The organism is Candidatus Competibacteraceae bacterium (assembly GCA_016699715.1).
GTDB lineage: Bacteria > Pseudomonadota > Gammaproteobacteria > Competibacterales > Competibacteraceae > Competibacter.
On record CP065007.1, the window covers coordinates 82,260 to 108,131 of the forward strand.

Below are 25,872 nucleotides of genomic sequence, written 5' to 3' on the forward strand. Positions count from 1 at the left end.
GCCGATTGACTCAATATTCTGTGTTTATCAGCAAGCAAAATATCCAGCTTTTTTTCTCTGGTAACGCCATCAAATTATTGATCAGAGTTCTGGTGACATTATCGATTTTCATGCTGGTCCTGCACTCGATCAATATCCAGCAAGTATGGGCAATGCTGAAACAAATCAGGTTGGATGTACTGGCAGTAGCGATCTTGGTACAATTCGCCAGCACCACAATAGCAGCCTACCGCTGGCAACTGATCATGCACAACCTGCAATTTGGCCAATCCTTTTTGTTCTACTGGCGTAGCTATTTCAAAGCCATGTTCTTCAATCAAGGATTGCCGACCAGCATTGGGGGCGATGCTTTGAGAGTACTTGATGTCGCTGACCAAGGGTTTCGTAAAAGAGATGCATTATATGGCATCGTTCTAGATAGGGTTTTAGGTCTGGCTGCTTTGATGTTCCTGAATTTGTTAGCGTACATATCTAATCCAGAGTTGCTGCCACTTCAGGTTTATCATGTGACTTTAGCCTTGGTAATCATTGGCATGATTGTCGTTATATTTATCGCTTCTTTAAAATATCTTCATTGGCTTGATAACTACCCTCAACTAGCTATCGCAAAGGCTATTTCCGCAAGGCTGCACCAAGCGTTTTTGTGTAATCGTATACTGTTATCAGTATCGTCACTATTGATTCCGTTGCTTGCAATATTGGTTTTTTTTATTATTGGCTGGGCACTGGATTTACGATACGATCCAATGACCTATTTTGTCATCGTGCCGCCGGCAATTTACTTGACGATTATCCCTGTTTCCGTAGCTGGATGGGGAGTTCGTGAGGGGGCTTTGGTAGGCTTGTTTTCCTTGATCGGCGCTGATAAATCAACAGTTTTGGTGATGTCGATTATATATGGATTTACGCTGATCATTATCAGTTTACCTGGATTGCTTATCTACCTTAAAGGTCGTCACCGTGTAGTTTGAGCGTGCCAAATGGTCTATTTTACAAGGATAAATTGGTGGATGTTATGAAAATCGACGTCATGCGAAAAGTCGATTATTTGGTTGGGGTTCCGCTCTGTTTCTTGATGACCGGATTTTTTCGCTTCATCGGTTTTTTCGGTAAGCAAAAAAACGCATATCCTCGAAAAGTATTATTTATTGAATTGTCGGAAATGGGCAGCACGATTTTAGCGGATCCTGCCATGAGAAAAATGCAACAAAAAGGTAATTCAGAACTGTATTTCCTGATTTTCAAGACTAACGTAGCCAGTTTGTATCTATTAAAGACTATCCCAAGAGCCAACATCTGCGTTATTCGAGAAGATCGCTTTTTTAATCTGGTAGTGGATACTCTCCGTTTTCTGTTGTGGGTACGCCGTCGCGGGATCGACACCGTCATCGATTTGGAATTGTTCTCGCGGTACACGGCCCTGTTGACAGGCTTGTCTGGTGCGGCAAATCGAATCGGCTTCCATGCCTTTCACAATGAAGGACTTTATCGAGGAGGGATGCTGACCCGTCGGGTAGCCTATAACCCGCATTTGCATATCGCCAAGAATTTTATAGCGTTGGTTAATGCGGCTTTAGCGGATTCAGAAGAGATACCTTTTTCCAAGACGCTGATATCCGATAGCGAAATCGATTTGGCCAAGGCTGAGGTCAGCGAAAGTGCGCTATCAACGATGAATGATCGTATCCGTAGCGAATACGCTGCCTACGATGAAAAGCATTTCAGAGTCGTGCTGATTAATCCTAATGCTAGCGATCTATTACCGCAGCGGCGCTGGATGCCCGATTACTTCGTGGCGGTGATGCGTGGCTTGCTGGCTGATAATGAGGATCTGTTGGTCTTGATTACGGGGGCTCCGGCGGAACGGGGCGAGGCGGGAGGGCTGAAACAGCAGGTAGGACACGAGCGCTGCGTTAATTTCGCAGGCCGCCTTTCGCTGCAAGAATTGCCGGCGCTATACCAAATTGCCGAAATTATGCTGACCAACGATTCAGGGCCTGGCCATTTTTCCGCGGTGACCGGCCTGCGTACCTTTGTTATTTTCGGTCCCGAGACGCCGCGACTGTACGGCTCTCTGGGCAACAGCACGCCGATTTATGCCGGGCTCGCCTGTTCGCCCTGCGTGAGCGCCGCAAACCATCGGCGGACACCCTGTGCCGATAATGTGTGCCTGCGGGTCATCAAGCCGGAAATGGTGCTGGAACGATTGCGCGACGCGCTGAAAAAAAATGTTCCACATAAAGCAGTTATCGGAGACTGATCGGTCATCACCGTTTTCCCTCTCTTTCAGAAAACATCTGCTGACACCCGTCAGCTAACTCTCCCCTAATTCTTGATCGCTACCTTGAGCACAACGCGAATATCCGCGTGAGCTGAAGGAGTAATCCTCATGAATCGCAAAATCTATCTAGTGGTCATTGCCGCGCTTTCCACGGCTGCCGTCGGCAGCGCCTACGCGGCGGAATCCGCCGGGAACGATGCCTTGGCCATCGCCGACGCGAAAATCAGTTTGACGCAGGCCGTGGCCGCCGCCGAGCAGCATGTCGGTGGCAAGGCTTCCCGGGCTGAGTACGAGCACGAAAAAGGTCAATCGGTGTTCGAGGTGGAAGTGGTCAAGGGCCAGAGCGTCATGGACGTGAAGGTCGACCCGACAAGCGGCCAAGTCATCGCGTCCGCTGGGGATAAGGCCGATCACAACGAGGATAAAGCCGATCACAATGAGGACGATGAGACAGACGATTGATCGGGCATCAGCCGCTGTGATGCCGGGGCAGCATCGCTTCCCGGCTTTTCTCTTTAGTGAATTGGAGATTTATCTGAGCATCACTCGACGGGACGTGCTCGGGCAACCGGCCAACGAAACCCTCTGAGGGCCTCGTCAACTACGAGAATCATCGTGCGTGTTCTGCTGGTCGAAGATGACCCGATAATTGGCACGGTGATTAACATGTTATCCCTGAGCCGATTAGCATGGTCCGGAGCGTATTGGCGTGAGTAGCTTGATCAATGAATCCATGCAGTGGGCCAGCCTGCATCCTCACCTTGCCGGCCTGATCGTGGGCCTGATCGCCTGCACCGAATCGCTGGCTTTCATCGGTTTGGTGGTGCCCGGCGCCACGCTGACGCTCGCGGCTGGCGCGCTGGTGGGCGCCGGCGCCATGGCGTTCTGGAGCACCTTCGCCTGGGCGGCGGGCGGTGCGGTAGTGGGCGACGGCCTCAGTTACTGGCTCGGCCATCGTTATCAGGAGCAACTGCGCGACTTGGGGCCGCTGCGCCGTCACCCGAAATGGCTCGCGCGTGGCGAGGCGTTTTTCCATCGCCACGGCGGCAAGAGCATCCTGTTCGCCCGGTTTGTCGGTCCCATGCGACCGGTCATCCCGGTGGTCGCCGGCATGTTGGGCATGGCCCCAGCGCGTTTCTATCTCTACAACCTGTCTTCGGCGCTGATTTGGGCGGCGGCGCACTTGCTGCCGGGCATGGCATTCGGCGCTTCGCTGGTGCTCGCCGGCCAAGTGGCCACGAGATTAGCTGTGTTGCTCGGTGTGCTGGTGGCGTCCACCTGGCTGATTGTCTCGCTGATCCGCTTGAGCTACCGCCAACTGCAACCGCGGGTCGCCCGCTGGACGATCCAGGCCATGGCCTGGGGCCGTACTCATCGCCACCTTGCATGGCTCGTTGCCGATCTGCTCGATCCGGCGCGCCCGGCATCGCGTGCCCTGCTCGTCTGGCTGGTGGTGCTGATTGCGGCGGGCTGGCTGTTTCTGGGGGTGTTGGAGGACGTACTCACCCAGGACCCGCTGGTGTACGCGGGGCAGGCGATCTACCACCTGCTGCAACAACTGCGCACACCGCTCGGCGATTGGATCATGGTCGCGCTCACGGAGCTGGGCGACGCGGCCGTCACGATTCCGGTCGCCACCGTGGTGCTGGTCTGGCTACTTTGGCGGCGCGCCTGGCGCGATGCGCTGTATTGGCTGACCGCGATTGGTTTCGGGGCGCTGGCGGTAAAGATCATCAAGGTGGCGCTGAAGGCGCCACGGCCGGTGGCGCTGTATGCCGGGGCCGAAACCTACAGCTTTCCGAGCGGTCACGCGACCCTGAGTACGGTGATCTACGGGTTTCTGGCGGTGCTCGTGGCCGGCACATTCGGCCCGCGCTGGCGCTGGACCCCCTATGCGACCGCCGCGCTCCTGATTATCGGGATCGCCTTTTCCCGACTCTATCTGGGGGCGCATTGGCTGGCCGATGTCACGGCGGGGGTCTCCCTGGGTACGGCGTGGGTGGCCTTGCTGGCCATCGCGCGCGCGCGGCGTCAGCCAGCAGCGCCGGTCTCGATTCGCGGACTCGCCACGGTGACCCTGCTGGGATTTCTCGGTGCCGCCGGCTGGCATATTCACAACGGCATGTCGCAGGACCTTGAACGCTATGCCGTGCGTCATCCAGTAATGGTGATGCCCGCGCCGGAATGGTGGCGGGAAGACGGGCGGAGTTTGCCGGTTTGGCGGCGCGATCTGCAAGGCGAGCGCGAGCAGCCGTTGAATGTGCGGTGGGCAGGCGACCTGGGTTCAGTGCGACAGCACCTCTTATCGCGCGGCTGGCATGAGCCCCCGGCGCTCAGTGCCAGTACCGCGTTGCATTGGTTCCTGCCCAAGCCGGCGCTCGAACAGCTTCCCGTGCTGCCGCAACTGCACAATGGTCAATACGAATCGCTGCTGCTGACCCAGGAAAGACCGGGCGAGACGCATCCCGCCGAGCAGTGGATTCTACTACCGATTACTAATAGATTTTACTACTTTAGTGCGGATAAGATAAAATCAAAACTGGTCAAAGAAACCACTTCGCTTGGGAGAAGCGATTGAATGAGTTCATCCACTTTTTTACGTAGTTCATCTAGGGTTTTTAAATTGATCCAACACAATTGATCTTTCATTGATTGCCAAACACGCTCAATGGGGTTCACATCGGGACTGTAAGGCGGTTGGAATAATAAGACGACATTATCGGGGATTACGAGTTTTTTGGCAGAATGAAAGCGACCGTTATCCAATTGAATTACGTTGAGGCTGTGCGGATAAGTTTTAGAAAATTCATTCAAAAACCACTGAAAGCAATCAGCATCTAAATGGGAAAATTCTAAAAAGAAGTTTTCGCCACTCAGTGGCTCAATGGCACCATAGAGCCAAAATGATTGAAAGGTCCATTGAACTGGACCAACTGGCTTAATCCCCAGTGCGGTGATGACCCGCCGGGTGATCGTTTTTAATCCAAAGCGACTTTCATCTTGGCACCAATACCGTAAAGGCCGGACTGCTTCATTTTCAACTTGCTGAAGAATATCAATTAATTCAAGTTGTCGTGGAAGTTTTTTTTAAAAGAAACCACCGCCTCTTCATGGCGATGAACGCTCGTTGGCCGCGCCACTTTAAGTTTTGCTTTGAGTTGATAACGAACGACTTGATGCACTGTTGAATAAGGAATATCGACCTCGTATTCCTGGAGAAGCCACTGCTGGATTTGTCCGTAACTATGAAATCCATGAGTCGGATCGTCCAGACGGCGCTGGAGTGCCTCTCTCATAGCTTCGGTAATTCTCGAACGACGGCCGCCATGATAATTCCACTGCAACAGCCCGATTAAGCCTTGGGTACGATATACTTTGAGCCACTTGACAATGACGGATTTCGATCGCCCTAAATGATCGGCTAAATCTTGTAAAGAATGAAAAATCTCACTTTTAATCCAATATAGAATTTGTAATCGCTCTCGAAACTTGGCGTGAGTTTGTTCATTCATTATGCGCTTTAGTTCTTCGGAGGATTCGTGGATTTCGACTTGTAATGAGCGGCTCATGACTGGATCAATAAAAGTAGGTTAAATAAGTATGATAACAAAATCTAATCATAAATGGTATACGGTTGTGGCCGACGACGCTGCGGCTACAACCGAACGACATTCCGGTATGGATTGGCACCGTCGCGTCACAACACATCGCCCGCTTGCCACTGATCCGCTTTCCGCGTTCGAGCGGTGGCTACGATTCAGCACTGACGGCACTGGAGTCCACCCTCACCACCGTGAAATGGAAAGCGGTGCAATATCCGGCTCGGGAGAACGGAGAATCCGCTCGCTGGAGCCGCACCGTCCTGTTGATTGACAGTGGCCGTTGATTCGCGCTCCTACGATCCTCTAAGTGAAGCGAAACGATAATACCAATTCTGAATAGGTTTTCGTCATTCCCGCGAATGCGGGAATCCAGGCCGCCGCTGAAAAACGGGATACCCGCTTTCGCGGGTATGACGAACAGGGTGGTTATTGGCCTCCGAAAAGAACAAAACCTATCGGGAAACGATATAAGAATGCAAACAAAAAATGCTAACTCCGCCCTGAAACAGATTCCGGCCGGGGTCTGGATACTCGGCTTTGTCAGTATGTTGATGGATATCTCATCGGAGATGATCCACAGCCTGCTGCCGCTGTTCATGGTGACGACGCTGGGGGCCAGTGCGTTGGCGGTCGGCTTGATCGAAGGGCTGGCCGAGTCCACCGCCCTGATCGTCAAAATCTTCTCCGGCGTGTTGAGTGACTATCTGGGCAAGCGCAAAGGACTCGCGGTGTTCGGCTACGCTTTGGGCGCGCTGACCAAGCCTCTGTTTGCCTTGGCGCCGACCATCGGCGTCGTGCTGGCGGCGCGACTGTTGGATCGGGTTGGCAAAGGCGTTCGTGGCGCACCGCGCGATGCGTTGGTGGCCGACATTACGCCCCCGAACTTGCGCGGTGCCGCTTTTGGCCTGCGACAGTCGCTCGATACCGTGGGAGCCTTTCTCGGACCGCTACTGGCAGTCGGCCTGATGTTGTTGTGGGCCAACGATTTCCGGGCCGTGTTCTGGGTGGCGGTGATTCCGGGCCTGGCGGCCGTTGCCCTGCTGGCCTTGGGTTTGCGCGAGCCAATAGGGATTCAGGTCGTGAAGCACACCCATCCGATTCGCCGTGAAAATCTGCGACGACTTGAGGCGTCGTACTGGTGGGTGGTCGGCGTCGGCGCGGTGTTCACCTTGGCACGGTTCAGCGAGGCGTTCCTGGTCTTGCGCGCCCAACAAGGCGGCGTGCCGGTCGCATTCGTGCCACTGGTGATGGTGGCGATGAACCTGATCTACGCGCTGTCGGCGTATCCCTTCGGCAAGCTCTCCGACCGCATGAGCCACCGCAAGCTGTTGGCGCTCGGGCTGGTCGTGCTGATCGCGGCGGACCTGGTGCTCGCCAGCAACGATCATTGGGGCGTGGTATTGGTTGGAGTTGCGCTGTGGGGCGTGCACATGGGCATGACTCAAGGGTTGCTTGCGACGATGGTGGCCGATACCGCGCCGGCCGATCTGCGCGGTACGGCTTATGGTTTCTTCAATCTGGTCAGCGGCATGGCCATGTTGCTGGCCAGCGTCGTTGCCGGCCTCTTGTGGGATCGACTCGGGGCGTCGGTCACGTTTTATGCCGGCGCAACTTTCTGCATGATGACCCTGGCGGGTCTCGCATGGCCGCCTGAGTCCGGATCACTATTGGGGGAATGATGCGTATCCTGCTGGTCGAGGATGACTCGATGATCGGTGAGGCGGTATCCGTTGCTCTCAAGGACGCCGCTTATGCCGTGGATTGGGTGAAGGATGGCGCCACGGCGGGCAATGTGCTCGAAAGCGCCGGGCACCAGGCCGTGTTGCTCGATCTGGGCCTGCCCAAGCGCGATGGCTTGGAGGTGCTGCGTCGCCTGCGCCAGGCGGGTAACACGGTGCCGGTTATCATCATCACCGCGCGTGACGGGGTGGATGATCGGATCAAGGGGCTGGATTTCGGAGCCGATGACTATTTGGTGAAGCCCTTTGATATCAATGAACTTCTGGCCCGGCTGCGCGCGATTATCCGTCGTCAGGGCGGGCAAGCCGCGCCGTTGCTCACCAATGGCCAGATAACCCTCGACCCGACCACCCGCCAAGCGTGCTGCGGTACTGTGGTGGAAGTGCTGAGCGCGCGTGAATTTGCCCTGTTGCAGGCGCTGCTGCTGAAGCCCGGCGCGATTCTCGCGCGCGCCGAACTGGAGGAGCGCATCTACGGCTGGAACGAGGAGGTCGAGAGCAACGCGGTGGACTTTCTGATTCACGGTGTGCGCAAAAAGCTGGGTTCCAACAGTATCAAGAACATCCGTGGCGCGGGCTGGATGGTGGAAAAACCGAGATGAAACGATCCTTGCAGCGGCATCTATCGATGACGTTGGGAGGCACCATCGTGCTCGCCGGTCTGGCGGCGGCTTTAGCCTCTTTTGGCCTTGCCTATTCCGAAGCAAAAGAATTTCAGGACGACATGCTACGGCAGATTGCCATGCTTGATATCCGCGACACGGGCAAATTTCCATCGCCGGAGTTGTCGCATCGAGATACCGAGAAAATCCCGATCAGCGATCCCGAATCCCACATCGTCGTCATTCATTTGCCGCGAGACTCCATGCCGGCCTGGATACATCTGCCGCGAGACTCCATGCCCGCCTGGTTTGCGGGCGATCTGTTGCCGGGCTTCCATACCCTGAACACCGGTTCCGGGGATCTTCGGGTATTTGTTCAAGAAACGGAAACAGGGGCGCGCGTGGTGGTCGCCCAACTCACCGAGGCGCGTGACGAGCTCGCCATCGACAGCGGCCTGCGGACTCTGATCCCCTTGCTGCTCCTTATTCCCGTGCTCGCGGGGCTGATCGTGCGGATTGTGCGTAGTGAACTCACGCCTATTACCCGGCTCTCCAGAAGTCTGGACGAGCAGCCGGCGGATCGACCTCAGGCCATCCCCGATGATGGCCTCCCGGATGAAATCACCCCGTTTGTTCATGCCATCAATCGCTTGCTGGCGCGGGTCAACCTCTTGATCGGGCAGCAACGGCGTTTCATCGCGGACGCCGCTCATGAACTTCGCAGTCCGCTGACCGCGCTGTCCTTACAGGCCCAGAATCTGCTGCACGCTGAATCGCTGGATGCCGTGCGTGAGCGTGTGGTTCCGCTGCGGGAGGGGATCGAGCGCGCCCGCCATCTGAGCGAACAGTTGCTCAGCCTGGCCCGAACCCAGGTCAGCGTCGCCGAAGTATCGGTGGTCGATGTTTCGGTGATGGCGCGCGAACTGATGGCCGAACGCCTGCCATTGGCCGAGGCCAAGAGTATCGATCTGGGCCTTGAGGAAACCACACCGCTTTTTATCCACGGTTCTTGGGAAGCGCTGCGCCTGATTGTGAGCAATGCGCTGGAAAATGCCCTGAAGTACACGCCGGAAGGCGGTGAAGTGACGCTGCGACTGCTATCCGATGAGAGGGGTGATGTCATCGAGGTCATGGATAACGGCCCCGGGATTCCAATCCAGGAACGCGAACGGGTGCTCGATGCCTTCTATCGAGTGCCCGGCGCTGAAGGCGAAGGAAGCGGGCTTGGATTAGCGATTGCCCGGGAAGCGGCGATCCGTCTGGGAGGCGTGTTGAGTCTGCATGAGCGGCCCGGCGGAACTGGCCTGGTCTTTCGCTATCGCCAGGGACATGAAAAATGATCAGCGCCTTCATCGCGTCTGAAACTTTTGTTTTGTGATCGTGAGCACAAAAATCACCATGGATTCGCATTCCCTGAAATCTCCCGGTTTTTCCCGGTGGCTCCTGTTGGGCTTGCTGCTGATTTTTACCCTGATCTGGTTCAGTAACCTCGAATACCGGAAGTTGGCCAACCCCGACGAAGGGCGTTACGCCGAAATCCCCCGTGAGATGGTGCTGTCCGGGGATTGGGTGACGCCACGCTTGAACGACCTTAAATACTTCGAGAAGCCGCCCTTGCAATACTGGGCGACAGCGGCGGCGTTCCGGGTCTTCGGCGACAGCCAATGGGGCGCGCGCTGGTGGCCGGCGACCACCGCCTTCGGCTGTGTGCTGCTGATGTTCTGGGGGGGGCGTCGCCTGTTCGGCGAGGAGGTCGGTTTGACGGCGGCGGCGGCGCTGGGAGGATGTACCGGGTTCGTCATCAATGCCCATATCAACACCCTGGATGCGGGTCTGGCCGCATTTCTCACTGTCAGCCTGCTCGGTTTTCTGCTTGCCCAGCGTCCCGGCGCAACGCCGGTGGAGAATCGCAACTGGATGCTGGTCGTCTGGGCGGCGATGGGGCTGGGCGTGCTCAGCAAGGGCCTGATCGGCGTCGTGCTGCCCGGCGCGGTGCTGGCGATCTACATTCTGATTGAGCGCGACTGGCGATTGCTGACCCGCCTGCATATTGGGAAGGGTCTGGTGGTGCTGCTATTGATCACCGTCCCCTGGTTCGTCGCCGTGTCGCTGGCCAACGATGAATTCGCCCGCTTCTTTTTCATTCACGAACACTTCGCGCGCTTTTTGACCAAGGTGCATCGGCGAGAGGGCGCCTGGTGGTACTTCGTCCCCATCCTGCTGTTCGGGGCGATGCCTTGGCTGCCGTTCATCGCGGTTCGGCTCCGCGACGGCTGGCGACACGAGGGGGAATTGGGAACGCTGCAACCACGGCGGTTGTTGTTGATCTGGGCCGCATTCATTTTTCTGTTCTTCAGCGTGTCGGGCTCCAAGCTGCCATCCTACATTTTGCCGGCATTCCCCGCGCTGGCGCTGTTCGCGGCGGTGGAGATGCAGCGGATGGCGCCAGCAACGCTCAGCCGCCTCGCGTGGGGAATGGCGGCGACCGGCGGTGTGCTGCTGTTGGTGGTCCTGATGGGCGGCGAACGGATCGCCCGCATATTTTCGAAGGAATCGTCGCCGTTTGAGATCGTGCGCAACATCGTGCCCTGGATCGGAGCTTCGGTTTTCGCCTTCACCATCGGCGCGGTAGCAGCGGCCTGGTTGTTTCGCCGCCACGTCCGGTCGGCCGGCATCGTCGCGCTGGCGTTTGGCAGCCTCGGTGCCGGCATCCTGGCGCTGGACGGTTACGACGAACTGTCCCGCCTCTCGTCTTCGTATCACATCGTTCGCGAGATCGAAGCGAGGCAAGGGCCGCTTGACCGGACTTTTCCCTTCTACAGCGTTCAAATGTATGATCAGACCCTGCCGTTTTATCTGAAACGGCCGCTTACCCTGGTGCAGTACATTGACGAGTTCGCCCTGGGCCTGGATGCGGAACCCGACAAGGGAATTCGGCGGGTCGAGGACTGGAAAAAGCGCTGGGTGGCGCTGGAGCAGGGTTACGCCATCCTCTCTTCGAGCAATTACCAGCAGATCGCCGCCGAGGGCTTGCCCATGCGAGTGCTGGCCCGCGATCCGCGTCGGGTTATCGTGAGCCGCCGATGAGCACCGCCAGCTTCGGGCTGATTTTGACCGGCGTGTTGCTCAACGCCATCGCGCAACTGTTGCTCAAGGCCGGCGCCAACACGCTCGGGGTGATCACGCCCACCGCCGCCAATGCCTTGCCGCTGGCCGGCGCGATTGCCACCAACCCGCATTTCCTCGGGGGCTTCGCCTGCTACGGGATCAGCGTCCTGGTCTGGATTCTGGCGCTGTCGCGGGTACCGGTCAGCATCGCTTACCCAATGCTGTCCATCGGTTACGTCGTCAACGCCCTCGCCGCCTGGTACTTGTTCGGCGAGGCGCTTACCGGTGGGCGCGGGTTGGGCATCGCTTTCATCATCATCGGCGTTTATCTACTTGTGAGATCCTGAATGGCATCGCTTCCACCCTTCACCCCCAACCTCTCTCCCGCAAAGGGGGAGGGGAGAATGCTTCCCTATCTGCCTTTCGCCCGGCCGACGCTGGACGAGGACACCATCGCCGGCGTGGTCGAAGTGCTGCGCTCCGGCTGGATCACCACCGGCCCGCAGCTTAAAAAATTCGAGGCGGCGCTGTCGGATTATCTGGGTGGCCGGCCGGTGCGCGTGCTCAACTCCGCCACCGCCGCGCTGGAAGTCGCCCTGCAATTGTGCGGTATCGGTCCCGGCGATGAAGTGATCACCCCGTCGCAGACGTTTTTCGCCGCACCCAACATGATCGCCAAAGTCGGCGCGACGCCGGTTTTTGTGGATGTCGAACTGATCAGCCGCAACCTCGATTTCGATGCGGTCGAGCGCGCCATCACCCCACGCACCAGGGCGATCATGCCGACCCATTTCGCGGGGTTGCCGGTGGACATGGACCGCCTGTACGCGCTGGCGGAGCGGCACGGATTGCGGGTGATCGAGGATGCGGCGCTGGCCATCGGATCGAGCTGGCGCGGCCGGCGGATCGGCGGGTTCGGCGATCTCACGGTATTCAGCTTCCATCCCAACAAGAACATGACCGCAATCGAGGGCGGGGCGCTGGTGCTGAACGACGAAGCGGAAGCGCGCGAGGTGGAAGCGCTGCGTTTCCACGGCATCACCCGCTGGCCGGATGGCACCCGCGATGTAACTTTCCCCGGCGGCAAGTTCAATCTGCCCGATGTCAACGCGCGGATCGGTCTGGGTCAGCTCGCCCGGCTGGAAGAGTTCAACGCCCGCCGCCGCGAACGGGTGGCTGATTATTTCCAGATGCTGCGCACCGATCCCCCCTGTCTGTTGCCGCATCCGGGTTATCCGGGCGACGAAGCCGGGCACAGTTGGAACATGTTCGCGCCGCTATTGCCGCTGGACCGGCTGTGCATCGATCGCCAGCAGTTTCGCGCGGCTTTGGAGGCGCGCGGCATCGGGACGGGCATCTCCTACGAAGCGGCGCATCTCACCACGCTGTTCCGCCGCCGTGGCCATCGCGAAGGGGAATTGCCGAATACCGAGCGAATCGCCCGCGAAACGGTGACGCTGCCACTGTTTCCGGCCATGACCCGCGCCGATGTGGAACGGGTTTGCGCGGCGGTCGCCGAAGTGCTGGCGGAGGCGAGGATTTGAAATGAGCGCGCCACGGCTTTCCGTCATCATTCCGGTCTACAACGAGCAGGAGACCCTGCCGGCGTTGTTCGCCCGGCTTTACCCGGCGCTGGACGCGCTGAACGTGTCCTACGAGGTGCTGTTCGTCAACGACGGCAGCCGCGACCGCTCGGCGGCGCTGCTGAAGGATCAGTTTCTGGCTCGACCGGACGTGACGCGGGTCATTCTGTTCACCGCCAACTGCGGTCAGCACATGGCGATCATGGCCGGCTTCGAATATTGCCGGGGCGAACGGGTGGTCACCCTGGACGCCGACTTGCAGAACCCGCCGGAGGAAATCGGCAAGCTGCTGGCGGCGATGGATCGGGGCCACGACTATGTGGGCAGTATCCGGGCAAAACGCGAGGACAGCCTGTGGCGGCATGTTGCCTCGCGGCTGATGAACCGGGTACGCGAGCGGATCACCAAAATCCGCATGACCGATCAGGGCTGCATGTTGCGCGCCTACAGCCGCGATATCGTCACAGCCATCGTGTCCACTCGCGAGGTGAGCACCTACATCCCGGCGCTGGCCTACACCTTCGCGGCCAACCCGACCGAGGTCACGGTGGCCCACGCCGAGCGCGCCGCCGGCGAGTCGAAGTATTCGCTGTACCAGCTGATCCGATTGAACTTTGATCTGGTGACGGGTTTCTCGCTGGTGCCCTTGCAGATGTTCTCGCTGGCCGGAGTCGCGCTGTCGTTGGCGGCGGTTGCCTTCGGAGTGTACCTGGCCATTCGCCGGCTGATTGTCGGCCCGGAAGCGGAGGGGGTGTTCACCCTGTTCGACATCAATTTCCTGCTGATGGGTATCCTGCTGTTCGGCATCGGGTTACTGGGCGAGTACATTGGCCGGATCTACCAGCAGGTGCGCGAGCGTCCGCGCTTCACCATCCAGGGGATTCTGGAACGGCGCGAGGAGGGAGAATGAATCGATGACCCGCGCTGTCGTGTTCGCCTATCACAATGTCGGAGTGCGCTGCCTCAAGGTGTTGCTCGCGCACGGCGTTGACGTGGCGCTGGTTTTCACCCACACCGACAATCCCGGCGAGCAAATCTGGTTCGACAGCGTCGCCGCCACCGCGACCGAATACGGCATTCCGGCTATCACCCCGGAGGACCCGAACGCTCCGGAGGAGTTGCGGCGCATTCGCGAACTGGCTCCCGATTTTCTGTTCTCCTTCTACTATCGGCGGATGCTGGCGCCGGAACTGCTGGCCACTGCCCCGCGCGGCGCGCTGAATATGCACGGTTCGCTGCTGCCGAAGTATCGCGGCCGGGTGCCGGTCAACTGGGCGATCATTCATGGCGAGACCGAAACCGGGGCAACCCTGCATTACATGGTCGAAAAGCCGGATGCGGGCGACCTCGTGGCCCAGACCGCCGTGCCCATTCTGCCCGACGACACCGCCAAGGAAGTGTTCGATAAAGTCACCGTCGCCGCCGAATTGACCTTGCATCATGTACTGCCCGCGCTGCTTGCTGGCACGGCACCGCGCATCACCCAGGATTTATCCAAGGGCCGCTACTTCTCCGGCCGCACGCCCGAGGACGGGTGCATCGACTGGAACTGGCCGGCGGCGCGGATTCACAATCTGGTCCGCGCGGTCGCGCCGCCGTATCCGGGCGCGTTCACCGTCGTGGCCGGGCAGCCGGCCCGAATACTGGGTACCCGGGTGATCGAAGCGGTCATGCCGGCGGCAGCGGCCGTGCTCGAACGGGTTGGCGATCGGCTGATTGCGCATTGTGCCGGCGGTGGCGCGTTGTTCGTTTCCACATTGGAGATGGCCGGGGAACGGGTGACGTCCGCGTCACTGACCGAGCAGCTCGGTCCCGGTCCGTGGCGCTTGGGCGATTGAGATCACCGGGCAACACCCGCTTTACATTCATCGTCAAAACATCGGAACCCTTTCCGCAATGAAAAGAGTCCTCATTCTCGGCGTCAATGGCTTCATCGGTCATCATCTGTCCCAACGCATTTTGGCCGACACCGATTGGCAAATTCACGGCATGGATATGCAGGACGAGCGCGTCCGCGATCTGCTCGACCATCCGCGCTTTCACTTTTTCGAGGGCGATATCACCATCAACCGGGAGTGGATCGAATATCACGTCAAGAAATGCGACGTGGTGCTGCCCCTGGTGGCCATCGCCACGCCCGCGACCTACGTGCGCGAGCCGCTGCGGGTGTTCGAACTCGACTTCGAGGCCAACCTGCCGATCGTGCGGTCCTGCGTCAAGTACCGCAAGCGGCTGATTTTCCCCTCGACCTCCGAGGTTTACGGCATGTGCGCGGACCCGGACTTCGATCCCGAGGATTCGCCGCTGGTCTACGGGCCGATCAACAAGCCCCGCTGGATCTATGCCTGCGCCAAGCAGATGATGGATCGGGTGATCTGGGCTTACGGTATGGAGCAGGGATTGGATTTCACCCTGTTTCGCCCTTTCAACTGGATCGGTTCCGGTCTCGATTCGATCAACACCCCCAAGGAAGGCAGCTCCCGGGTGATCACCCAATTTCTGGGTCAGATCGCGCGGGGGGAGGCGATTAAATTGGTCGATGGTGGTACCCAGCGGCGCTCGTTCACCTACATCGACGACGGTATCAAGGCGCTGATGCGGATCATCGCCAACGAGCAGGGCGTGACCAGCGGCAAGATTTACAATATTGGCAATCCGCGCAACAACTTGTCAGTGCGCGAACTCGCGGTCCGCATGTTGGAACTGGCGGCGGAGTACCCGGAATACCGGGACCAGGCGGCCAAGGTGCAACTGATCGAAACCACCGCGAATGACTATTACGGCAAGGGCTATCAGGATGTGCAGCAGCGGGTGCCGAAGATCGCCAACACCTGCGCCGATCTCGACTGGCGACCCGAAGTTACCATGGACGAGGCGTTGCGGCGGATTTTCGAGGCCTATCGCACCCATGTGGCCGATGCCGGCACGCTGGTCGACTAAACCATGTCAGTGCCATTGCTGGCTCTCAAGGTCGATGTCGATACCCTGCGCGGGACGCTGGAGGGCGTGCCGCGACTGGTGGAATTATTCCGCCGACAGCAAATCGATGCGACGTTTTTATTCAGTTTGGGACCCGATCACACCGGTTGGGCGATTCGGCGAGTCTTCCGGCGCGGCTTTCTCGGCAAGGTCAAGCGGACCTCGGTCATTGAGCATTACGGCTGGAAAACTTTGTTGTACGGAACACTGTTGCCCGGTCCAGACATTGGTCGGCGGGCGGGCGACGTGATGCGGCGGGTGCGCGATGCCGGTTTCGAAACGGGCATTCACTGTTGGGATCATGTGCTCTGGCAGGATCATGTCGCCGGGGCTGACCGCGAATGGACGGCGCGGCAAATGCGGAAGGCGGTGGATCGTTACGCGGAGATTTTCGGCACGGCGGCGACCGGGCATGGCGCGGCCGGTTGGCAAATGAACGGTCACGCGCTGCGGTTCGCCGAGGCGTTCGGTTTTGCCTGGTGCTCCGATTCACGCGGCGATCATCCCTTTCTGCCCGTGGTTGACGGTGAGGTGATCCGCTGCCCGCAATTGCCGACCACCTTGCCAACGCTGGATGAGTTGATCGGTGTGGACGGAATAACGCCGGATCATGTCGGCGACCGCTTGTTGGCGATCACGCAAACGCCACGCGCGACCGGCCATGTGTTTACCCTGCACGCCGAGCTTGAGGGCTTAAAATTTCTGCCGATTCTCGACCGACTGCTGACCGGTTGGCGCACTCAGGGCTATCGCCTCGGCGCGCTGCGCACGCTGGCCGGCGAGATGTCGCGGGATGCCTTGCCCCGATATGAAATTGTTGATGGAACCGTTCCAGGGCGTAGTGGGACCTTGCGGGTTCAGGGACCCGCTTTCGTCGCTTGAGGCATGGCCCCGTTCAAGTACTTCGGACGTGGATGCAATCAACCGCAACCTGATCTGAAGCACGACTTCAAAACAGAAAGTATCGCTGCGCCAGCGGCAATACCTTGGCCGGCTCACAGGTGAGCAACACCCCGTCGGCCCGTACCTCGTAAGTCTGCGGGTCCACTTCGATATGGGGTAAAGAGTCGTTGTGGATCAGATCGTGCTTGCCGATGGCGCGGGTATCTCGCACCGCCGCCAGTATCCGGTTCAAACCCAGCGCGTCCAGTGCGCCACTGTTCAACGCGGCCTTGGAAACGAAGGTCAGGCAAGTGGCGGCCAGCGCCCCGCCGAAAGCGCCGAACATCGGCCGGTAATGCACCGGTTGCGGCGTTGGGATCGAAGCGTTGGGGTCGCCCATCGGCGCGGCGACGATGAAGCCGCCCTTGATGATCAGTGCCGGCTTGACCCCGAAGAACGCCGGTCGCCACAGCACGATGTCGGCCAGTTTGCCGACTTCCAGCGAGCCAACCAGGTGGCCGATGCCGTGCGTGATGGCCGGATTGATGGTGTATTTGGCGATATAGCGCTTGACCCGGAAGTTGTCGGTGTCCTCGCCTCCCTCGCCCCCTGCCCCTCGTCCAAGGGAAGAGGGGAGATGACCGCGCTGCACCTTCATCTTATGCGCGGTCTGCCAGGTGCGGCTAATCACCTCGCCGACCCGACCCATGGCCTGCGAGTCGGACGCGATCATCGAGAACGCGCCCAAGTCGTGCAGGATGTCCTCGGCGGCGATAGTCTCGCGGCGGATGCGCGAATCGGCGAAGGCCACGTCCTCGGGGATGCCGGGATCGAGGTGGTGGCAGACCATCAGCATGTCGAGGTGCTCGTCCACGGTGTTGACCGTGTACGGTCGGGTCGGGTTGGTGGAGGAGGGCAGCACGTTCGGCTCGCCGCAGGCGCGGATAATATCGGGAGCGTGGCCGCCGCCGGCCCCTTCGGTGTGGTAAGTGTGAATCGCCCGGCCCTTGAACGCCGCCAGGGTATCCTCGACGAAGCCGGATTCGTTCAGGGTATCGGTGTGAATCGCCACCTGCACGTCGTAACGTTCGGCCACGCTCAGGCAGTTGTCGATCGCCGCCGGCGTGGTGCCCCAATCCTCGTGCAGTTTCAAACCCATCGCCCCGGCTTCGAGTTGCTCCTCCAGCGCCGCCGGGCGGCTGGCGTTGCCCTTGCCGAGGAAGCCCAGATTGACCGGCAGCCCTTCCGCCGCTTGCAGCATCCGCCGCAGATTCCAGGGACCGGGCGTGCAGGTGGTCGCGTTGGTGCCGGTGGCCGGGCCGGTGCCACCGCCGAGCATCGTGGTCACGCCCGACATCAGCGCTTCCTCGACCTGTTGCGGGCAAATGAAATGAATATGGCTATCGATGCCGCCGGCGGTGGCGATCAAGCCCTCGCCGGCGATGGCCTCGGTGCCGGGGCCAATGATGATGTTTACGCCCGGCTGAACGTCGGGGTTGCCGGCCTTGCCGATGCCGGCGATGCGCCCCTCCCTGATGCCGATGTCGGCCTTGACGATGCCCCAGTGATCGACGATCAGCGCATTGGTGATCACGGTATCAACCGCGCCCTCGGTTTGAGTTCGCTGCGACTGGCCCATGCCGTCGCGGATCACCTTGCCACCGCCGAACTTCACCTCTTCGCCATGGGTCGTGTGATCGCGCTCGACCTCGATCCACAGTTCGGTATCGCCCAATCGTACCCGGTCGCCAGTGGTGGGGCCGTACATGTCCGCGTAGGCGCGGCGGTCGATGTGGCTCATGGCCGCCGCTCCAGCGGCCCCATCACCTCGGCGCGGAAACCATGGACCTCCCGTGCTCCCGCGTAATCCACCAACTCCACCTCGCGTTCCTGGCCGGGCTCGAAGCGCACGGCGGTGCCGGCGGGGATGTCCAGCCGGCAACCGCGCGCCAGTGTCCGGTCGAAGCGCAGCGCCGGGTTGGTCTCGGCGAAATGGTAATGCGAACCGACCTGGATCGGCCGGTCGCCGGTGTTGGCCACGCTCAGCCGCTGCACACGGCGGCCGGCGTTGAGTTCGAGGTCACCATCGGCGGTGACGATTTCGCCGGGGATCATGGGCGTTCTCCTCAGGGAATCGGGTGGTGCACGGTGACCAGTTTGGTGCCGTCCGGAAAAGTAGCCTCGATCTGCACGTCGGGGACCATCTCCGGGACGCCTTCCATCACGTCGTCGCGGCTCAGCAGGGTACGGCCGTGGCTCATCAGTTCCGCCACACTCTTACCCTCCCGCGCGCCTTCCAGCAGGGCACAGGAAATATAGGCGACGGCTTCCGGATAGTTGAGTTTCAGGCCCTTGGCCTTGCGCCGTTCCGCCAGCAGGCCGGCGGTGAACAGCAGCAGCTTGTCTTTTTCGCGGGGCGTGAGTTCCATGAACGTTCTCGCACGAGGTCAGGTGGTCCAGAAACGGGAAGGGCAGGGCGGACGGTCCAATAGCGCCGGTCTGAGCAAGCTCCATGCCAGGGTCAGAAGCTGGCGGGCCATGGTCGCCGATGGACCCAGATAGCGACACACCAGCACGCCGTCCAACTGACTGACGGATACCCTGGCCTCGCCAGCGGCCGGCTCCAGGGCGGCGCGCACATCGTCAACCAGACCCGGCGGCGAACCGGCGGCGAGCAGGGTGGCGCTGGCCGGTTGACCTTGCAGTCCCCAGTGAGCGGTGAGCGCCGGGTCTCCACCAGTATAGCGGCCGTGCTCCAGATAGAGCGGTTCGCCATCGCGCCATAGTTCGAAATTCTGCCGGCATTCGCCGTATTCAAACCGCTCGCCAGCCGCCGGTCGGCCCAGGCAGAGGATTTCCCAACCCAGAAAGCGCGCATTGCCCTGTAAGTCGATCCGGGTCGAGGCGTGTATCCGGGCGCCTTGGTAGATGATGTTTTCCTGAGGCAACCATTCCAGCGTCGCCCCGGTGGCGACGGTCAAGTGTTGGAGTTGTCGGGCGAACGGACCCGCGCTGCGGTAAAATTTGCCGGCGGCCGGGGTGGTCAGCAGCGCATGGGTGCCCGGATCGAGAGTAGCATCGATCCGCAGTTGATCGCCGCCGACCACACCGCCGGGGGGATGAAGAATCGCAACGTGACAGACAGCTTTTCCTTCGGGATAGAACGGCCGTTGCACTTGCAAAGGGCCGCGATGCGCGCATTGCCCTAGAATGGTGCGCTGGGCCTGGCGCTGAAAACCGAGGGTTAGATGGGCTTGCCAGCCCGTGGCGGATGCGGTCGAAGTCATGGCACCATGCGATAGCTCAGATCGGCGGAATGGTGGGCATTGTAGCCTCCCGCCGGAAATCGCACCGAACCCGCTGAACCCGGTATGGTGATTGCGGTCCCCGTTCGATACGGCCGGCATCGGGTCGGATCGGGTGTTGCTTACGGGGCAGGGTCGCTAACTTGGAGGCTTGAACGCTTGGAACAACCCGCATGATGAACTTATCCGTTGATGGCGATGGGGTGTCGGAAACGAGCCCCATGGCATCCTCGCTCTACACCGAAACCATCGGGACCGGGCCGGATGTGGTGCTGGTGCATGGCTGGGGCATGCATTCCGGCGTCTGGGAAGACGTAGTGGAATCTCTGCTCGATCACTATCGGGTGACCCTATTGGACTTGCCGGGGCATGGCTACAGCCGGTCGACGGCTGCCGGTCATGCCCTGAACGATCTGGCTTCCGCGCTGGCGACGGCGACGCCGGCGCCGGCCGCCTGGGTAGGTTGGTCGCTGGGTGGGTTGGTCGCGCAACAGGTGGCGCTGGCTGCCCCGGAGCGGGTCAGTCGGTTGGTGCTGGTCAACAGCACGCCCTGTTTCGTGCAACGACCCGACTGGTCGCGCGGCATTGCCCGGTCGGTATTGCACCGCTTTGCGGAGGAGTTGCGGCAGGACCACCAGGCCGTGCTCAAGCGCTTCATCGCCCTGGAGGTGCACGGCAGCGAACATGCAAGCGCGCAATTACACCGCCTTAAGGCCATGCTGTTCCAGCACGGACAGCCGGACGTGGCGGCGCTGGAAGATGGGCTGACGATGCTCGAAACCAGCGACCTGCGCGCCGAGTTACCGCGCATCGCCTGTCCGATCCTGCTGTTGATGGGGCAGCGCGACCAACTGGTGCCGGCGGCGGCCGGCGAAGCCATGCGGGATGTGCTGCCGGACGCGCGCCTGCATGTCTTTCCCCGCGCTGGTCACGCGCCGTTCTTTTCGCACTTGCCGGAATTCGTGGCCGAACTGCGGGCGTTTCTCGATGCATGAACCTTCCGATAGCCCCTTTACACTCGACCGGAAGCGGCTGCGCCGGGCATTCGAGCGGGCGGCGGCCAGCTACGACCAAGCTGCTTTTTTGCAACGCGAGATCGGTGGTCGGCTGCTGGAACGGCTGGACCTGATCAAGCTGAAGCCCGAATCGATCATCGATATCGGTTGCGGAACCGGGGCGATCACGGCGATGTTGTTGAAGAAATATCGCAAGGCGCGGGTGATCGGACTGGAACTGGCGCCGGCCATGGTGGCGGCCGCCCGAAAACGCGCGCCCTGGCTGCGTACCTTGCGCGGCGTGGTCGGCGAAGCCGAAGCACTGCCGCTGGCCGACGCCAGTTGCGATTTAATTTTTTCCAACCTCGCCCTGCAATGGACGCTGGATCTGGACCGCGTGTTCGCCGAGTTTCAACGGGTGCTCAAGCCGGGCGGTGTGCTGCTGTTCAGCACGCTGGGACCCGATACTCTGCTCGAACTGCGCCGTAGTTGGGCAGCCGCCGATGCTTATCACCATGTCAACGCTTTTTTCGATATGCACGATATCGGTGATGCCCTGATGCGGACCCGTCTGGCCGAACCGGTGATGGATACCGAACGGCTGACGCTCACCTATCGGGATGTGGATGGGCTGATCAACGACCTCAGGGCGCTCGGTGCTGGCAATGTAACCGCCGGCCGACCCCGCGGCCTGACGAGCAGGAGGCGGATGCGAGCCATGCGGGAGAGCTACGAACGATATCGCCGCCCCGATGGTCTGCTGCCAGTCACCTGTGAGGTGGTTTATGGCCATGCCTGGGGACCGCTCTCCAGCCCGTCGCGCGCTCGGACGGCGAGTCCGGCGGTATTCCCGTTATCGCAATTGCGCCACCGCGGCTGGAAAGAAGACTGAACCCGGATCTCGCCGTCTTTGCAGCATCTCTTAACGTACAAATCCCTAGTTTTAGGCAAGGGTATTGACAAGAGCCGCGTATCCCGTTACTTGTTAATAAGGCAAGGCAAAGCAGGGGAATTGCCGAATTATGGTCGCGGTCGAGAGCGGTATGGCAGAGTGCCAATATTGTTATGTGCTTCGTCCCAACCGATCGCTATCGTGGCGGCAAAATCTGGGGGTGTTCGGCGGTTTGTGCCTGGTGACCCTGATGCTGGTGGCTCCTCTGGTCGCCATGGGGTTCTGGCTGGTGTTGCCGTTCGCCGGTCTGGAACTGCTGGCGGTGGGGATCGGGCTGTACTACGTGACCTGTCGCTGTCATGAATGCGAAGTGATCTGCGTTGCGGCGGACAGCATCCGGATCGAACGGGGGCGGCGACGTCCCCAGCAGAGCTGGGTGCTGACCCGGCATTGGGCGCGGGTAGTGCTGACGGATTGTCCCCGGCGCTGGTATCCGAGCCGCTTGCAGATCCGTGCCCAAGGTCGGGTTGTCGAGGTTGGTCGTTTTCTGATCGAAGAAGAACGGTGCGAGTTGGCCCGGGAACTAAGCCGTTGCCTTCGCGCCAATCCATAAATCTCTCTACCTTTTGATACAGTCGGAGTCAATCCGGCTGTTTTGTGCGTTTTACACCAGACGCCGCCGGCATCCGCAAGACCGGGCGCGTCAAACTATCCGGATGAGGAGGAGTATGGCAACCAGTCGCATCGCGCACGGAGGCGGTATCGCCTTGAGTGCAGCACTATTGTTGGCGTGGAGCATGGGCGCGCGCGCCGATTTGACCTTGAACATGCCGCGGGGCGTCACCACCATCAGCCATGATGTTTACGATCTGCACATGCTGATCTTCTGGGTTTGCGTGGCCATCGGCATCGTGGTGTTCGGAGTCATGTTCTGGTCAATCTATCACCACCGCAAATCGCGCGGCGCGGTGCCTGCTCAGTTCCACGAGAGCACCTTGGTCGAAGTGTTGTGGACGATTGTCCCGATGCTGATTCTGATCGGCATGGCGGTTCCCGCCACCGGCACCTTGGTTCGTATGTACGACGCCCGCGATGCCGAACTGACGGTCAAGGTCACCGGCTATCAGTGGCGTTGGCAATACGACTATCTGGACGATGGCGTCAAGTTCTTCAGTACGCTTTCCACCCCCCAGGCCCAGATCCGCAATCTCGCCGCCAAGGGCGAGCATTATCTGCTGGAGGTAGACAATCCATTAGTGTTGCCGGTCGGCAAAAAGGTGCGCATCCTGACCACCGCCGCCGATGTGATTCATTCCTGGTGGGTACCGGAATTGGGCTGGAAAAAAGATGCGATTCCCGGATTCATCAATGAGGTCTGGACGCAGATCGAGAAACCGGGTATCTACCGCGGCCAGTGCGCCGAACTGTGCGGCAGGGATCACGGCTTTATGCCGATCGTGGTCAAGGCCGTGCCCGAGGCGGAGTTCCAGCAATGGCTGGAGCAGATGAAGAAAGATGCAACCCCGCAAACCGCGCAAAACGACTCGCGCTCCCCCATCGTTCCTGGAGGTCAGACTCTATGAGCACGGCATCGCATACCACCGATCATGATCACGATCATGATCACGGACCGGCGCACGGCCTGAGCCGCTGGTTGTTGACCACTAATCACAAGGATATCGGCACGCTTTACCTGCTGTTTTCCTTGATGATGTTTTTTATCGGCGGCGCGATGGCGCTGGTGATCCGCGCTGAGTTGTTCCAGCCGGGCCTGCAAATTGTCGATCCACACTTCTTTAACCAGATGACTACCCTGCACGCGCTGGTGATGATCTTCGGCGCGGTGATGCCTGCTTTTGTCGGGCTGGCCAACTGGCTGCTCCCGATGATGGTCGGCGCGCCGGACATGGCGCTGCCGCGCATGAACAACTGGTCGTTCTGGATCATGCCGTTCGCTTTCACGCTGCTGCTATCCACGTTGTTCATGCCCGGTGGCGGCCCGGCCGGTGGTTGGACCCTGTATCCGCCGCTGGTGTTGCAGACCGGTAGCGCTTTTCCGTTCGTGATCCTGGCGATCCACATGATGGGCGCCTCCTCGATCATGGGCGCGATCAACATCATCGCCACCATTCTCAACCTGCGCGCGCCTGGCATGACCCTGATGAAGATGCCGCTGTTCGTGTGGACCTGGCTGATCACCGCGTTCCTGCTGATCGCGGTGATGCCGGTGTTGGCCGGTGCGGTGACCATGCTACTGACCGACAAGTTTTTCGGTACCTCATTCTTCAACGCCGCCGGTGGTGGCGACCCGGTGATGTTCCAGCATATCTTCTGGTTTTTCGGCCATCCCGAGGTTTACATCATGATTCTGCCGGCATTCGGGATCATCTCGCAGATTATCCCGACTTTTGCCCGCAAGCCGTTGTTCGGTTACGCCTCGATGGTGTATGCGACTGCCTCGATCGCCTTTCTGTCCTTCATCGTCTGGGCGCATCACATGTTCACGGTGGGGATGCCGCTGGCTGGCGAACTGTTTTTCATGTACGCGACCATGCTGATCGCGGTGCCGACTGGAGTAAAGGTGTTCAACTGGATCTCGACCATGTGGCGGGGCTCGATGACCTTCGAAACACCGATGCTGTTCGCCATCGCCTTCGTGATTTTGTTCACGATCGGCGGTTTCTCCGGGCTGATGCTGGCGATCGCGCCGGCCGATTTCCAGTACCAGGACACCTATTTCGTGGTGGCGCACTTCCACTATGTGCTGGTGCCGGGCGCGGTGTTCTCAATCATGGCCGGGGCTTATTACTGGTTGCCGAAGTGGACCGGCCACATGTACAACGAGACACTAGGCAAGCTGCACTTCTGGCTGTCGGTGATCGGGGTCAATGTGTTGTTCTTCCCGCAACATTTCCTGGGGTTGGCCGGCATGCCGCGCCGTATCCCCGACTACGCCTTGCAGTTTACCGAGTTCAACATGGTATCCACGGTCGGCGCGTTCCTGTTCGGTTTCTCGCAACTGTTCTTCCTCTATAACGTCATCCAGACCATTCGCGGTGGCGCGAAGGCGACGGATCAGGTTTGGGAAGGCGCGGAGGGTTTGGAATGGACCCTGAGTTCGCCGCCACCGTACCACACCTTCACCACCGCGCCAGAAATCAAGTGAGCAGCGTGCAAGCAGAGCCAAAAAACGCGGCCAAATCCGTCGGCGCCAACGATCGTGCCGCGCGGGTTGGCCGCACGGCGCTTGCGCTGGCCGTGCTGGCCGCGGTGTTCTACATTGGCTTCATTTTGATGATGGCGGTCTCTTCTTGATCATGGAGGGGCGATGACGATGGAAACCCGGGAAGCGGGCTTGGCGGTTGCCAATCGGCGGATGGTGCGACGCCTGCTTTTGTTAACGGCGGCGATGTTTGGTTTCGGTTTCGCGCTGGTGCCGCTGTACGATGTGCTGTGCCAGGTCACCGGCTTGAACGGCAAGACGGATGGCCGCGCGGTGGCGGTGGTGGAGCCGATGAAGGTCGATGAATCGCGCACGGTGACCGTGGAGTTCGTCGCCAGCTTGAACTTGGGCGCGCCGTGGGAATTCGCGCCGCAGGTCACTCACATGCAGGTGCATCCCGGTCGGTTCTACCAGACCCATTTCTGGGCCAAGAATCTGGCCAACCAGCCGATGACCGGTCAGGCGATACCTAGCGTTGCGCCGGGATTGGCGGCATCGCATTTTCAGAAGATCGAGTGCTTCTGCTTCAACCACCAGCGATTCCAGGCCGGAGAGAGCAGGCAGATGCCGGTCACATTTCGCATCGATCCAGATTTGCCGCCCGACGTGCGCACGGTGACGCTGTCCTATACTTTTTTCAGAATTGACGACGCGGGCGGTTGATGGACGATCACCCGACTG

At 59.8% G+C, this 25,872-nt stretch carries 26 protein-coding genes and 1 pseudogene; 22 read left to right on the forward strand and 5 right to left on the reverse strand.

The genetic code is table 11. From position 1 onward, the window contains the following. The first annotated feature begins 20 nt into the window (after positions 1–20). The 4 genes from IPM89_00390 (at position 21) to IPM89_00405 (ending at position 4,859) form a co-directional block, all read left to right on the forward strand. On the forward strand, positions 21–971 hold the full coding sequence (locus IPM89_00390) for a flippase-like domain-containing protein (protein ID QQS54373.1): 951 nt from the start codon (positions 21–23) through the stop codon (positions 969–971). Positions 972–1,015: 44 nt separating this feature from the next. Then, positions 1,016–2,260 carry a glycosyltransferase family 9 protein gene (locus tag IPM89_00395; protein ID QQS54374.1) on the forward strand — a complete coding sequence of 415 codons (1,245 nt, stop codon included), beginning with the start codon at positions 1,016–1,018 and terminating at the stop codon, positions 2,258–2,260. A 129-nt stretch (positions 2,261–2,389) separates the two neighbouring features. Continuing rightward, on the forward strand, positions 2,390–2,743 hold the full coding sequence (locus tag IPM89_00400) for a PepSY domain-containing protein (protein ID QQS54375.1): 354 nt from the start codon (positions 2,390–2,392) through the stop codon (positions 2,741–2,743). A gap of 247 nt (positions 2,744–2,990) precedes the next feature. Further along, on the forward strand, positions 2,991–4,859 hold the full coding sequence (locus IPM89_00405) for a VTT domain-containing protein (protein QQS54376.1): 1,869 nt from the start codon (positions 2,991–2,993) through the stop codon (positions 4,857–4,859). Here the strand turns inward: IPM89_00405 and IPM89_00410 are convergent. Continuing rightward, positions 4,790–5,850 (reverse strand): annotated as a pseudogene (locus IPM89_00410) (IS630 family transposase). The gene IPM89_00405 and the pseudogene IPM89_00410 sit on opposite strands and share 70 nt — an antisense overlap. Positions 5,851–5,915: 65 nt before the next feature. Between IPM89_00410 and IPM89_00415 the strand changes: the two are divergent. The 11 genes from IPM89_00415 (at position 5,916) to IPM89_00465 (ending at position 16,776) form a co-directional block, all read left to right on the forward strand. Then, entirely contained in the window at positions 5,916–6,167 is a 252-nt protein-coding gene (locus tag IPM89_00415) for a hypothetical protein (GenBank protein ID QQS54377.1), read from the forward strand. A gap of 189 nt (positions 6,168–6,356) precedes the next feature. After that, complete coding sequence (locus tag IPM89_00420; protein ID QQS54378.1) at positions 6,357–7,562, forward strand: MFS transporter; 1,206 nt, start codon at positions 6,357–6,359, stop codon at positions 7,560–7,562. Further along, positions 7,562–8,224, forward strand: a complete 663-nt coding sequence (locus IPM89_00425) for a response regulator (protein QQS55716.1) — start codon at positions 7,562–7,564, stop codon at positions 8,222–8,224. Before IPM89_00420 ends, IPM89_00425 begins: the two co-directional genes overlap by 1 nt. Next, on the forward strand, positions 8,221–9,564 hold the full coding sequence (locus IPM89_00430) for a two-component sensor histidine kinase (protein ID QQS54379.1): 1,344 nt from the start codon (positions 8,221–8,223) through the stop codon (positions 9,562–9,564). The genes IPM89_00425 and IPM89_00430 overlap by 4 nt, the downstream gene beginning before the upstream one ends. 58 nt (positions 9,565–9,622) lie before the next feature. Then, the gene (locus IPM89_00435; protein QQS54380.1) at positions 9,623–11,311 is read left to right on the forward strand and encodes a glycosyltransferase family 39 protein; all 1,689 of its coding nucleotides are present in this window, start codon (positions 9,623–9,625) and stop codon (positions 11,309–11,311) included. Further along, positions 11,308–11,679: an EamA family transporter gene (locus tag IPM89_00440; GenBank protein QQS54381.1), complete on the forward strand. Its 372-nt coding sequence runs from the start codon at positions 11,308–11,310 to the stop codon at positions 11,677–11,679. The genes IPM89_00435 and IPM89_00440 overlap by 4 nt, the downstream gene beginning before the upstream one ends. A 57-nt stretch (positions 11,680–11,736) precedes the next feature. After that, positions 11,737–12,876 carry a DegT/DnrJ/EryC1/StrS aminotransferase family protein gene (locus tag IPM89_00445; GenBank protein QQS54382.1) on the forward strand — a complete coding sequence of 380 codons (1,140 nt, stop codon included), beginning with the start codon at positions 11,737–11,739 and terminating at the stop codon, positions 12,874–12,876. Position 12,877: 1 nt separating this feature from the next. Further along, positions 12,878–13,825 (forward strand): glycosyltransferase, encoded by a 948-nt coding sequence (locus IPM89_00450; GenBank protein QQS54383.1) that lies wholly within the window; start codon positions 12,878–12,880, stop codon positions 13,823–13,825. A 4-nt stretch (positions 13,826–13,829) separates the two neighbouring features. Beyond that, complete coding sequence (locus IPM89_00455) at positions 13,830–14,753, forward strand: formyltransferase (GenBank protein ID QQS54384.1); 924 nt, start codon at positions 13,830–13,832, stop codon at positions 14,751–14,753. 58 nt (positions 14,754–14,811) lie between these two features. Next, on the forward strand, positions 14,812–15,855 hold the full coding sequence (locus tag IPM89_00460) for a bifunctional UDP-4-keto-pentose/UDP-xylose synthase (protein ID QQS54385.1): 1,044 nt from the start codon (positions 14,812–14,814) through the stop codon (positions 15,853–15,855). 9 nt (positions 15,856–15,864) lie between these two features. Beyond that, on the forward strand, positions 15,865–16,776 hold the full coding sequence (locus tag IPM89_00465; GenBank protein QQS55717.1) for a 4-deoxy-4-formamido-L-arabinose-phosphoundecaprenol deformylase: 912 nt from the start codon (positions 15,865–15,867) through the stop codon (positions 16,774–16,776). A gap of 67 nt (positions 16,777–16,843) precedes the next feature. Here the strand turns inward: IPM89_00465 and ureC are convergent, their stop codons facing one another. From ureC to IPM89_00485, 4 genes are read right to left on the reverse strand one after another with little or no spacing between them, the layout of a single operon-like run. Then, complete coding sequence (gene ureC, locus IPM89_00470) at positions 16,844–18,577, reverse strand: urease subunit alpha (protein ID QQS54386.1); 1,734 nt, start codon at positions 18,575–18,577, stop codon at positions 16,844–16,846. Further along, entirely contained in the window at positions 18,574–18,891 is a 318-nt protein-coding gene (locus tag IPM89_00475; GenBank protein QQS54387.1) for an urease subunit beta, read from the reverse strand. The genes ureC and IPM89_00475 overlap by 4 nt, the downstream gene beginning before the upstream one ends. Before the next feature lie 11 nt (positions 18,892–18,902). Further along, complete coding sequence (ureA, locus tag IPM89_00480; GenBank protein QQS54388.1) at positions 18,903–19,205, reverse strand: urease subunit gamma; 303 nt, start codon at positions 19,203–19,205, stop codon at positions 18,903–18,905. Between the two features lie 18 nt (positions 19,206–19,223). Beyond that, entirely contained in the window at positions 19,224–20,063 is an 840-nt protein-coding gene (locus IPM89_00485) for an urease accessory protein UreD (protein QQS54389.1), read from the reverse strand. Between the two features lie 191 nt (positions 20,064–20,254). Between IPM89_00485 and bioH the strand changes: the two genes are divergently transcribed. The 7 genes from bioH (at position 20,255) to IPM89_00520 (ending at position 25,854) form a co-directional block, all read left to right on the forward strand. Next, positions 20,255–21,076: a pimeloyl-ACP methyl ester esterase BioH gene (bioH, locus tag IPM89_00490; protein ID QQS54390.1), complete on the forward strand. Its 822-nt coding sequence runs from the start codon at positions 20,255–20,257 to the stop codon at positions 21,074–21,076. Then, positions 21,069–21,968: a malonyl-ACP O-methyltransferase BioC gene (bioC, locus tag IPM89_00495; GenBank protein ID QQS54391.1), complete on the forward strand. Its 900-nt coding sequence runs from the start codon at positions 21,069–21,071 to the stop codon at positions 21,966–21,968. Before bioH ends, bioC begins: the two co-directional genes overlap by 8 nt. 175 nt (positions 21,969–22,143) lie before the next feature. Further along, positions 22,144–22,581 carry a DUF2244 domain-containing protein gene (locus IPM89_00500; GenBank protein ID QQS54392.1) on the forward strand — a complete coding sequence of 146 codons (438 nt, stop codon included), beginning with the start codon at positions 22,144–22,146 and terminating at the stop codon, positions 22,579–22,581. A 214-nt stretch (positions 22,582–22,795) separates the two neighbouring features. Then, complete coding sequence (gene coxB, locus IPM89_00505; GenBank protein ID QQS55718.1) at positions 22,796–23,551, forward strand: cytochrome c oxidase subunit II; 756 nt, start codon at positions 22,796–22,798, stop codon at positions 23,549–23,551. Continuing rightward, positions 23,548–25,134, forward strand: coding sequence for a cytochrome c oxidase subunit I (ctaD, locus tag IPM89_00510; protein QQS54393.1), 1,587 nt, complete (start codon positions 23,548–23,550; stop codon positions 25,132–25,134). Before coxB ends, ctaD begins: the two co-directional genes overlap by 4 nt. Then, complete coding sequence (locus tag IPM89_00515; protein ID QQS54394.1) at positions 25,131–25,283, forward strand: hypothetical protein; 153 nt, start codon at positions 25,131–25,133, stop codon at positions 25,281–25,283. The genes ctaD and IPM89_00515 overlap by 4 nt, the downstream gene beginning before the upstream one ends. A gap of 19 nt (positions 25,284–25,302) precedes the next feature. After that, a complete protein-coding gene (locus IPM89_00520) occupies positions 25,303–25,854 on the forward strand; it encodes a cytochrome c oxidase assembly protein (protein QQS55719.1) in 552 nt (183 codons plus the stop codon). Positions 25,855–25,872: the final 18 nt, after the last annotated feature.

Excerpts from the sequence above, each read along its gene's own strand:
- IPM89_00485 (QQS54389.1), bottom strand. The coding sequence starts at position 20,063 with ATGACTTCGACCGCATCCGCCACGGGCTGGCAAGCCCATCTAACCCTC.
- IPM89_00455 (QQS54384.1), top strand. The coding sequence starts at position 13,830 with ATGACCCGCGCTGTCGTGTTCGCCTATCACAATGTCGGAGTGCGCTGC.
- IPM89_00395 (QQS54374.1), top strand. The coding sequence starts at position 1,016 with ATGAAAATCGACGTCATGCGAAAAGTCGATTATTTGGTTGGGGTTCCG.
- IPM89_00475 (QQS54387.1), bottom strand. The coding sequence starts at position 18,891 with ATGATCCCCGGCGAAATCGTCACCGCCGATGGTGACCTCGAACTCAAC.
- ctaD (QQS54393.1), top strand. The coding sequence starts at position 23,548 with ATGAGCACGGCATCGCATACCACCGATCATGATCACGATCATGATCAC.
- bioC (QQS54391.1), top strand. The coding sequence starts at position 21,069 with ATGCATGAACCTTCCGATAGCCCCTTTACACTCGACCGGAAGCGGCTG.
- IPM89_00435 (QQS54380.1), top strand. The coding sequence starts at position 9,623 with ATGGATTCGCATTCCCTGAAATCTCCCGGTTTTTCCCGGTGGCTCCTG.
- IPM89_00420 (QQS54378.1), top strand. The coding sequence starts at position 6,357 with ATGCAAACAAAAAATGCTAACTCCGCCCTGAAACAGATTCCGGCCGGG.
- IPM89_00425 (QQS55716.1), top strand. The coding sequence starts at position 7,562 with ATGCGTATCCTGCTGGTCGAGGATGACTCGATGATCGGTGAGGCGGTA.
- IPM89_00450 (QQS54383.1), top strand. The coding sequence starts at position 12,878 with ATGAGCGCGCCACGGCTTTCCGTCATCATTCCGGTCTACAACGAGCAG.
- ureA (QQS54388.1), bottom strand. The coding sequence starts at position 19,205 with ATGGAACTCACGCCCCGCGAAAAAGACAAGCTGCTGCTGTTCACCGCC.
- IPM89_00430 (QQS54379.1), top strand. The coding sequence starts at position 8,221 with ATGAAACGATCCTTGCAGCGGCATCTATCGATGACGTTGGGAGGCACC.
- IPM89_00440 (QQS54381.1), top strand. The coding sequence starts at position 11,308 with ATGAGCACCGCCAGCTTCGGGCTGATTTTGACCGGCGTGTTGCTCAAC.
- IPM89_00445 (QQS54382.1), top strand. The coding sequence starts at position 11,737 with ATGCTTCCCTATCTGCCTTTCGCCCGGCCGACGCTGGACGAGGACACC.
- IPM89_00520 (QQS55719.1), top strand. The coding sequence starts at position 25,303 with ATGGAAACCCGGGAAGCGGGCTTGGCGGTTGCCAATCGGCGGATGGTG.
- IPM89_00460 (QQS54385.1), top strand. The coding sequence starts at position 14,812 with ATGAAAAGAGTCCTCATTCTCGGCGTCAATGGCTTCATCGGTCATCAT.
- coxB (QQS55718.1), top strand. The coding sequence starts at position 22,796 with ATGCCGCGGGGCGTCACCACCATCAGCCATGATGTTTACGATCTGCAC.
- ureC (QQS54386.1), bottom strand. The coding sequence starts at position 18,577 with ATGAGCCACATCGACCGCCGCGCCTACGCGGACATGTACGGCCCCACC.
- bioH (QQS54390.1), top strand. The coding sequence starts at position 20,255 with ATGATGAACTTATCCGTTGATGGCGATGGGGTGTCGGAAACGAGCCCC.
- IPM89_00400 (QQS54375.1), top strand. The coding sequence starts at position 2,390 with ATGAATCGCAAAATCTATCTAGTGGTCATTGCCGCGCTTTCCACGGCT.